Origin of the sequence: Pseudomonas sp. BN606, from assembly GCF_029873115.1 — a bacterium.
Lineage (GTDB): Bacteria > Pseudomonadota > Gammaproteobacteria > Pseudomonadales > Pseudomonadaceae > Metapseudomonas.
In genome coordinates, this window is sequence record NZ_SSOF01000077.1 from 292148 (window position 1) to 301889 (window position 9742).

Here is a 9742-nt window from a genome sequence, read left to right on the forward strand (position 1 = left end):
TATGGTCATCCTTGCCGGGCGAGGTACTCCACCCGGTTGCGGCCATTCTGCTTGGCCAGGTACAGCCCGCGGTCGGCCCGATCCAGCACGTTGGCCTGGGTGTCACCGGCCTGCACCAGGGTTGCGCCGAAGCTGGCGGTCTGCGCCAGGGCTAATCCTTCCAGGGCGATGGGGTCCTGCTCGATGGCGCGGCGGAGGCGCTCGGCCACCTGCATCAGTTCCGCCTCTTCGTGCACGGCCACCAGGGCGACGAACTCTTCGCCTCCCAGGCGTGCCAGTAGGTCCTGGGGTCGCAGCGCCGCGCTCATGCGTCGGGCGCTTTCCCATAGCACCTGGTCGCCAGCGGCGTGGCCATGCTGGTCATTTACCTTCTTGAAGTGGTCCAGGTCGCAGTAGATCACGCCCAGACGCAGATCGCTGCCCAGCAGTTTGGCCTGTTCCAGCGGGAAGAGCTGATTGAAGCCGCTGCGGTTCCACAGCTGGGTCAGCGGGTCCACCTGGGCCTTGCGCTGCTCACGGTTCACCGCCTCGCGCAGGTGAAGGGTCTGCTGGCTGAGCATGCGCATTTGCAGATAGCCCTGGGCGAGGGTGGCCAGGTCGTGCAGGCGGGTGCGGTCGAAACGGCTGAACGGGCGGGGTGTCGGGTCCAGCAGGCAAAGCGTGCCGATGGGCTGGCCGTCGCTGGAGTAAATCGGCTGTCCGGCATAGAAGCGCAGGTAAGGCGGGCCAAGCACCAGCGGATTGTCCGCAAAGCGGGGGTCGCGCCGGGCATCTTCCACCAGTAGCAGGTCGTCCTGGAGAATCGCGTGGCCGCAGAAGGAAATGTTCCGCGGCGTTTCGCTTGCCTCCAGACCAATGCGGGCCTTGAACCACTGGCGGTCGCGGTCGATCAGGCTGATCAGCACAGTGGCCACGTTGAACAGGTCGCGGGTCAGGCGTACCAAGGTATCCAGGTAGTGTTCGGCGGGCGTGTCGAGCACTTCCAGGTTCTGCAGGGCCAGCAAACGGCGTTTTTCGTCGGGGTGGCATGGGGCGGCCAGCATGTCTTCTTCTCCTTATCCATGAGGGCGGGCGAACCAAGCGTCGTGCTTCTGCAGACGCCAGGCAGCGGCGCCGAGGCTGACCCCGCGTAACGCCATGAAGGCGAGGAAGGCCAGCCAGAGTCCGTGGTTGCCGAGAAACTGTAGCCCCCAACCCAACGGCAGGCTAAGGGTGACTGCCAGCAGCATGGCGTCGCGCATTTCGCGAGCCCGCGTGGCACCGATGAAAAGACCGTCCAGCAGGTAGCTCCAGACCGCGATCAGCGGCAACAGCGCCAGATAGGGCAGGTAGGTGTGCGCGACTTCCCGTACTGCCGCGATATCGCTTTGCATGTCGATGAACAACCCGCCAGCGACGGCGAAGAACAGCACGAAGGCCAGGCTTGCCAGCAGCGACCAGCCGCCGGCCACCAGCAACGAACGGCGCAATGCCCGGCGATCACCGGCGCCGATGGCGTGGCCGCACAGGGCCTCGACCGCGTGAGCCAGGCCATCCAGGGCGTAAGCGGTGACCAGCAGGCCGTTGAGCAGCAGGGCGTTTGCCGCCACCGTTGCATCGCCCATCCGCGTGCCCTGCACGGTCAGCAGGAAGAACACCAGCTGCAGCGCCAGGGAGCGGATGAAAATGTCGCGGTTCACCGCCAGCAGTGGCCGCCAGTTGCGCCACAGCTTCAGCGCAGGCCAGCCGATGCGTCCGGGATAACGCAGCAGGGCGCCGCGAGTAAGCGCAAGCCCGATCAGCGCGCCGCTCCATTCGGCGATCACTGCCGCCCGTGCCGCGCCGGCTACACCCCAGTCCAGACCGAGGACGAACCACAGCGCCAGGGCGATGTTGGCGAGGTTGGTTCCCAGCAGGATGGCCAGCGGCGCGCGGGCGTTCTGGGTGCCGAGGAACCAGCCGACCAGGGCATAGTTGGCCAGCGCCGCCGGAAGACCGAGCAGGCGCAGGTGGAAGAACTCGCGGGTCAGCGTGTCCAGCTCGGTGGATGGGTTCATCAACTTCAGGGCCAGGTCGCTGAAGGGCACCGCCAGCAGGCCCAGCAGCAGCGCCAGCCCTAGCGCCATGCCCAGCCCCTGCAGCAACACCTGGCGCAAGGTGCCACCGTCCGCACGGCCGGCGGCCTGGGCGGCGAACCCGGTGGTGCCCATGCGCAGGAAGCCCAGCACGCCGAGCAGCAGCATGTACAACGTGCTGCCCACTGCCACTGCAGCCAACTGGTGGGCGTGGGGCAGGTGGCCAACCACTGTGCTGTCCACCAGGGCGACCAGGGGCACGGAAATGTTCGAGAGGATCATCGGGGCAGCCAGTGCCCAGACTTTTCGATGGGTCGGGGTGTGCCGCCAGGCGTCGAGGAACAGGCTCATGCAGGGCTCCAGTCAGGCCGCGCAGTATAGCGGCGCGACGTTTCGTGAGGCGCATCGCTCCTGCCGTCATCCGGATGCCACCGGAGCGCCGGGCTGGTCTATAGTTCGCCGCCTATACGCACTCCCCATCGAGAGCCTGCCATGCCGAAGAAAGGACTACTTCTGGCCGTGGTGCTGAGCCTGCTCAGCGCCTGCGATTCCTCCACCCCCGAGCAAGCGGCGAGCAAGTCGCCACCTGCCGAAATCGAGCAGGCAGCGCGCCCGGCCGTCGACACCGCGGCCCTGGCCAAGCGCTACGCCGGCCGTGAGCTGAAGGTGATCGATGTGTCCGAAGTGCAGCTCGACGGCGCCAGTGCGCTGTCGGTGACCTTCTCTGTGCCGCTGGACCCGGAGCAGACGTTCGCCGAGCGCCTGCACCTGGTGGACAGCAAGGACGGCAAGGTGGACGGCGCCTGGGAGCTCTCCGACAACCTGATGGAGCTGCGCCTGCGTCACCTGGAGCCCAAGCGCAAGCTGGTGCTGACCATCGACCCCGGCCTGCGTGCGGTGAACGACGCGCGTCTCGCCGACGAACACATCACCCGCCTGGAAACCCGCGACCTGCAAGCGACCGTCGGCTTCGCCAGCCGTGGTTCGCTGCTGCCCACGCGCCTCGCCGAAGGCCTGCCGGTGATCGCGCTGAACGTCGACAAGGTGGATGTGGACTTCTTCCGCGTGAAGTCCGAATCCCTGCCGGGCTTCCTCGCCCGCTGGGGCAAGCGCGGCGCCCTGGATGTGTGGGAGGCTCGCGAGCTGCTGAAGATGGCCGACCTGGTCTACACCGGTCGCTTCGATCTCAAGCCCGCGCGCAATACACGCGAGACCCTGCTGCTACCCATCGCCAACCTCGAGCCGATGAAGCAACCGGGTGTCTACCTGGCGGTGATGAAAGAGTCAGGCAGCTACGCCTATTCCAACCCGGCGACGCTTTTCACCCTGAGTGACATCGGCCTTTCCGCCCACCGCTACAGCGACCGCCTGGATGTTTTCACCCAGGCCCTGGAAGGTGGCGCCGCGCAAGCCGATATCGCCCTGGAGCTGCTGGACGGCGAGGGGCGCGTGCTGGCCGAAGGCAAGACCGACGGCAAGGGTCACGCCGAAATCCCCCTGGCGCCCAAGGCCGAGGTACTGATCGCCCGCAAGGACGAGCAGACCAGCTTGTTGCGCCTGTCCGCACCCGCGCTGGATCTGGCCGAGTTCGACATCGCCGGTCCGGCCAGCCACGCCCTGCAGTTCTTCGTCTTCGGCCCGCGCGACCTCTATCGTCCGGGTGAGACCGTGCTGCTCAATGCGCTGCTGCGCGATGCCGATGGCCGGGCGGTGAAGGACCAGCCCGTCACCGTCGAAGTACGCCGCCCCGATGAACAGGTCAGCCGCCGCTTCGTCTGGGAAGCCGGAGAGGGCGGTTTCTACCAGTACCAGTTGCCGCTCGCCGCCGAGGCGCCTACCGGCCGCTGGCAACTGTTGTTCGACCTGGGGGATGGCAAGCCGCAGCTCTACGAATTCCTCGTGGAAGACTTCCTGCCCGAGCGCATGGCGCTGGAACTCAAGGGCAGCGACCAGCCCTTCGCGCCCACTGATAATGCCCGCTTCCAGGTCAGTGGCCGCTACCTCTATGGCGCGCCGGCCTCGGGCAACCGCCTGACTGGCCAGCTCTATGTGCGACCGCTGCGCGAAGCGGTGAAGGCGCTGCCCGGCTACCAGTTCGGATCGGTGACCGAGGGCGAACTGGCGCAGGACATCGAGGTGGACGAAACCCAGCTCGATGCCGACGGCAAGACCGAACTGAGCATCGACACCCGCTGGGCCGAGGCCAAATCGCCCTTGCAACTGATCCTCCAGGCCAGCCTGCAGGAATCCGGCGGCCGCCCGATCACCCGTCGCCTGGTGCAGCCTGTGTGGCCGGCCGATCGCCTGCCGGGCGTGCGTGCATTGTTCGATGGTGAGGAGACCGATGCCGACAGCGTGGCCGAGTTCGAGCTGCTGGTCGCCGACCCCGAAGGCAACAAACTGGCCGCTGACAACGTCAAGGTGCGCCTGGTGCGCGAGCGTCGCGACTACTACTGGAACTACTCCGAGAGCGACGGCTGGACCTACCACTACAACGAGAAGTACCTGAACCTCTCCGAAGAGCAGGTGCAGGTAGCGGCCGGCGGTACTGCGAAGGTCAGCTTCCCGGTGGAGTGGGGCCCCTATCGCGTGGAGGTGGAAGACCCGGCCACCGGTATCACCAGCAGCCTGCGCTTCTGGGCCGGCTACCGCTGGCAGGACAACGCCGAAGGCGGCGCGGTACGGCCCGACCAGGTGAAACTGGCGCTGGACAAGCCGGGCTATGCCGCTGGAGACACCGCCAAGGTCACTGTTACGCCGCCCAGCGCGGGTAGCGGTTACCTGTTGGTGGAATCCGCCGAGGGCCCGCTGTGGTGGCAACCCATCGACGTGCCCGCCGAAGGCAAGAGCTTCGACATTCCGGTCGCCAAGGAGTGGGCGCGCCACGACCTCTATGTCAGCGCCCTGGTGATCCGCCCCGGCGAGCGCAAGGCCAGTGTCACGCCCAAGCGCGCCGTGGGCCTGCTGCACCTGCCGCTGGAACGGGCACCGCGCAAGCTGGCGCTGACGCTCAGCGCGCCGGAGAAGATGCGGCCCAAGCAGCCACTGAAGATCCAGGTGCAGGCGAAGAACGCCGATGGCAGCGTGCCGAAGTCGGTGAACGTTCTGGTGGCCGCGGTGGACGTGGGCATCCTCAATATCACCAGCTATGCCACGCCCGATCCCTTCGCCAGCCTGTTCGGCCGCAAGGCCTACGGCGCCGACCAGCTCGACGTCTACGGCCAACTGATCGAAGCCGGACAGGGCCGCCTGGCGAGCATGGCCTTCGGTGGCGACGCGGCGCTGGCCGGTGGCGGTAAGCGCCCGCAGACCAGCGTCACCATAGTCGCCCTGCAGAGTGCGCCGGTCACCCTGGATGATCAGGGGCAGGGCGAAATCAGCGTCGACATTCCCGACTTCAATGGTGAGCTGCGCCTGATGGCCCAGGCCTGGACCGACGAGCGCTACGGCATGGCCGAGGCGAAGACGGTGGTGGCTGCGCCGCTGGTGGCGGAACTCGCTGCGCCGCGTTTCCTCGCCGGTGGCGACCAGACCACCCTGGCGCTGGACCTCACCAACCTCTCCGGCAAACCCCAGCGGCTGGACATCGAGCTGGAAAGTGCCGGCCAACTGGACCTCACCCAGAGCGGCGGTACCCAGGCCGTGCCGGTGCAGCTCGCCGACGGCCAGCGCACCACCCTGCGTATCCCCGTGCGTGCCGTAGGTGGCTATGGCCAGGGTCAGTTCAAGGTGACAGTGAATGGACTGGAGCTTCCTGGCGAGAACCTGCCGCCGTTCAGCCGTGAATGGACGCTCGGCGTGCGACCGGCCTATCCGGCCCAGCTCAAGCAGTTCCGTGCGGTGCTCAAGGGCGATAGCTGGAGCCTGCCGGCTGGAACCCTGGATGCCTACGAACCCGATGGCCGCGAGGCCCTGCTGCAGCTTTCCAGTCGCCCGCCGCTGAACCTCGGCGAACAGGTCCGCGCGCTCAAGGCCTATCCCTACGGTTGTGCCGAACAGACCACCAGCGGACTGTACCCGTCGCTGTACGCCGACGCCGCGTCCCTCAAGCGGCTCGGCCTGGAGGGCGAGCCGGACGACGCGCGCCGAAAATCCATCGACCTGGGAATCGAGCGCCTGCTGGGCATGCAGCGCTATAACGGCAGCTTCGGCCTGTGGAGCGCCGACAGCGAAGAGGAATACTGGCTGACCGCTTACGTCACGGACTTCCTCCTGCGCGCCCGCGACCAGGGCTTCGCCGTGCCACCGGAAGCCCTGAAAAAAGCCAGCGAACGCCTGCTGCGTTACCTGCAGGAGCGCAGCCTGATCGAGGTCAGCTACAGCCAGAATGCCGACCACACCCGGTTCGCCGTACAGGCTTATGCCGGTTATGTCCTGGCGCGCAGCCAGCAGGCGCCGCTGGGCGCACTGCGCAGCCTCTGGGAACGCCGTGCCGACGCCCGCTCCGGTCTGCCGCTGGTGCAACTGGTGGTAGCCTTCCAGCTGATGGGCGACGCACCACGCGCCGATCAGGCCCTTGAACTGGGACTGCGGATTCAGCGTGACAGCCACGACTGGCTGGCCGACTACGGCAGCCCTCTGCGCGACCAGGCGCTGATCCTGGCCCTGCTGGAAGAGCACGACCTCGCTGCAGGCGTACGCGAGCAACGCCTGTTCGACTTGGCCGACCTGGTAGCCGGCGAGCGCTGGCTGTCCACCCAGGAGCGCAACGCACTCTATCTGGCGGGACGTGGCCTGCTGGGCAAACCCGAACCGAACTGGAGCGCACAGCTCAGCGCGGGCGGTCAGCAGCGCGAGCTGAGCAACCAGATGCCGGGAATCAAGCTGGATGGCGCCCTGCTGGTCGAGCCGCTGAACATCGCTTCCACCGGTACCGAACCGCTGTACCAGCAACTCACCCTCTCCGGGTATCCGCTGGCCGCTCCGGCCGCAGGCGGCGAAAACCTGTCGATCCGCCGTGAGTTCCTCGGCGCGAATGGCGAGCGCCTCGACCTCAACGCCCTGGACAGCGGTGAACTGGTGCTGGTGCACCTGACCATCGAAGCGAAAGAACGGGTGCCTGATGCCCTGGTAGTGGACCTGCTGCCCGCCGGCCTGGAGCTGGAAAACCAGAACCTCGCCCAGAGCGCCGCCAGCCTCGATGACGCCAGCGGTGCGGTGAAGGAGTGGCAGAAGTCCATGCAGAACGCCGCCATCAAGCACCAGGAGTTCCGTGACGACCGCTATGTAGCGGCCCTGGATGTCGGCGAATACGGCACCACCCACCTGCTGTACCTGGCCCGCGCGGTCACCCCGGGCAAGTACCGCGTTCCGCCGCCCACGGTGGAATCCATGTACCGCCCGAACTGGCAGGCCCTCGGGGATGCGCCGGAGCAACTGGTGGTAAGAGGCAAGTAAGGGCAGAGGGATACCCTGCCCAGACGTGATTCCCCCTTTCCCAGTCGGGGAGAGGGGGAAGACCCTCAGCTCGGAATGATGTGGTCGCCGCCCCCGAAGGTCGCCGTTACCTGTTGGACCCCGGTAATGGTGACCACCTCAACGAACGTCGCCCCTGCGCCATTGCCGTCGACATCCACCTGCACGGAGATGTCGCTGCCTACCTGCACCGCCTTGACGTAGTTGGCGATCGCTTGCGGCAGCAAGCTGGTGCCGAGCAGTCCCGAGAAATCGAGCTTGTCTCCCTGGGCCGCGCTGTAGTCGGAGATGCGGTCCTCAGCCTCGCTGAGGCTATTGAACCTGAACAGGTCAGTACCGCCGCCGCCAATCAGCACGTCCGCGCCCAGGCCACCGTACAGCACATCATTGCCAGTTCCGCCATCGAGCGTGTCGTTGCCGGCACCGCCACGCAGTTCGTCGGCGCCGCCACTGCCGGTCAGGCTGTCATTGAATGCCGAACCGATCAGGCCTTCCATGTTCTTGTAGGTGTCGGACCCCAGGCCAACAGCGGACAAATCGACGACGGTGTTGCTGTTGCTCTGCACCAGCGTGAAGTTGAGGGCTGCGGTGGCGTCCGACAGATCGAGCAGGTCGCTGCCGGCACCACCATCCAGGGCATCGTTTCCGCTGCCGCCCCTGAGAATGTCGTTGCCGCTGCTGCCGGTCAGGTTGTCGTTGTTGCGCGAACCGATCACGCCTTCCATGTTCTTGTAGGTGTCTGTGCCGATTCCGGCCAGGGCTCCCGTGTTCCAGAAACCGTTGGTGCCAGCAGCCGGATTGCTGCCCTGATTCAGGGTGAAGGTGACTGAGCCGGTGGCATCGGAGAAATCGAGCATATCGATGCCGTCACCGCCATCCAGCGTGTCGTTGTCTTCACCCCCGCGCAGGCGATCTTCGCCACTACCGCCGATGAGCGTGTCCGCACCATTCCCGCCGACGAACAGATCACTCGCGGCCGCTCCGGTCAGGGCGTCCACGTTGCTGCCGCCGTCGAGAAACGCTGCCTGGTAACTGTTGCCGGAAAGGTTGACGCTCGAGCTGCCGTTGGTGGAGACGAGATTTACCGTTACCGATCCGGTGGCCGTTCCGCCGGCATTGTCCGAAAGGGTGTAGGTGAACGTACCAAAGGGGGCGGCCGGGTTATTGCCGCTGGCGAAGGTAATCAGGCTGTTGTTCGAGCCTTCGATGAACTTCACATCGGAAATCGCGCCTGTTCCCTGACCAAGACCGATGAGGGACAGGAACGACCCGTCGACATCAACGTCGTTGCCCAGCAAGGCGGCGACCGAGAAGACGATGCCAGTGCCATTGGCCGGATTGAAGGCAGCGGTGTTGTTGGATACGTAGAGCACATCGTTGGTCGCAACCGGCGCGGCGTTCACCTGCGTAGCTGTGACCGTGATCCCCAGGTTGTCGACGTCGCTGGCAGCGCCATCGCTGGTGGTCATGGTCAGCGTGTCTTCGCCGCTGAAGTTGGCAGCGGAGAGGTAGCTGATGTTCGCGGCCAGTGTCGCGTTGATCTGGGTGAGCGTTCCGTTGAGGGTAAGTGTCGAGGTATTGAGGCCGGTAATCGATGCGCCGCCCAAGAAGGACTGGGCGGACAGGCTGCCGTGGGCGACCTGGAAGGTCACAGTCAGGTTGCTTGAGGCGGCGTCCACATCAGCGATGCTCAGGCCGCTGATGCTCTTCGGAGTTCCTGCCGGGGTGGTCTGGGCACCGGGCAGGGTATTGACCGGGGCGTCGTTGACGGGGGTGATATCCAGCGTGGCGCTACCTGCGGTACTGAGTAGGCCGTCGGTCACCGAGTAGCTGAAGCTCACGGCAGTGTCGTCGTTCAGTGCTGGCGTATAGCTCCAGGTACCGTCGCCGTTATCAACCAGGCTGCCGCTCCCGGCGCTGATTTGCAGATTGGTGGCGGTCAGGGCAGGGCCGTCGACGTCCGCTGCGTTGAGCAGCAATTGGGCCTGGGTGATCAGGCGCGAACCACTGTCTTCGGCGATGGCTTCCAGGGTCACTTCGCTGGTGGTGGGCGCATCGTTGACGGGGGTGATATCCAGCGTGGCGCTGCCGGCGGTGCTGAGTAGGCCGTCGGTCACCGAGTAGCTGAAGCTCACGTCGGTGTCGTCGTTCAGTGCTGGCGTATAGCTCCAGGTACCGTCGCCGTTATCGACGAGGCTGCCGCTACCGGAGCTGATTTGCAGATTGGTGGCGGTCAGGGCAGGGCCGTCGACGTCCGCTGCGTTGAGCAGCAA

At 65.9% G+C, this 9742-nt stretch carries 4 protein-coding genes; 1 reads left to right on the plus strand and 3 read right to left on the minus strand.

The features are described from left to right. Positions 1-5: 5 nt before the first annotated feature. Entirely contained in the window at positions 6-1043 is a 1038-nt protein-coding gene (locus E8E75_RS20305) for a sensor domain-containing diguanylate cyclase (RefSeq protein WP_153918060.1), read from the minus strand. A 12-nt stretch (positions 1044-1055) separates the two neighbouring features. Then, a complete protein-coding gene (locus E8E75_RS20310; protein WP_153918058.1) occupies positions 1056-2405 on the minus strand; it encodes an MATE family efflux transporter in 1350 nt (449 codons plus the stop codon). 141 nt (positions 2406-2546) lie between these two features. Between E8E75_RS20310 and E8E75_RS20315 the strand changes: the two genes are divergently transcribed. Beyond that, positions 2547-7451 (plus strand): alpha-2-macroglobulin, encoded by a 4905-nt coding sequence (locus E8E75_RS20315; RefSeq protein WP_153918056.1) that lies wholly within the window; start codon positions 2547-2549, stop codon positions 7449-7451. A 65-nt stretch (positions 7452-7516) separates the two neighbouring features. Here E8E75_RS20315 and E8E75_RS20320 read toward each other — a convergent pair. Further along, the coding region (locus E8E75_RS20320) for a cadherin-like domain-containing protein (RefSeq protein WP_280359660.1) at positions 7517-9742 on the minus strand (2226 nt) is incomplete at its 5' end.

Coding starts and splice junctions, on each gene's coding strand:
- E8E75_RS20305 (WP_153918060.1), bottom strand. CDS start 1,043: ATGCTGGCCGCCCCATGCCACCCCGACGAAAAACGCCGTTTGCTGGCC.
- E8E75_RS20310 (WP_153918058.1), bottom strand. CDS start 2,405: ATGAGCCTGTTCCTCGACGCCTGGCGGCACACCCCGACCCATCGAAAA.
- E8E75_RS20315 (WP_153918056.1), top strand. CDS start 2,547: ATGCCGAAGAAAGGACTACTTCTGGCCGTGGTGCTGAGCCTGCTCAGC.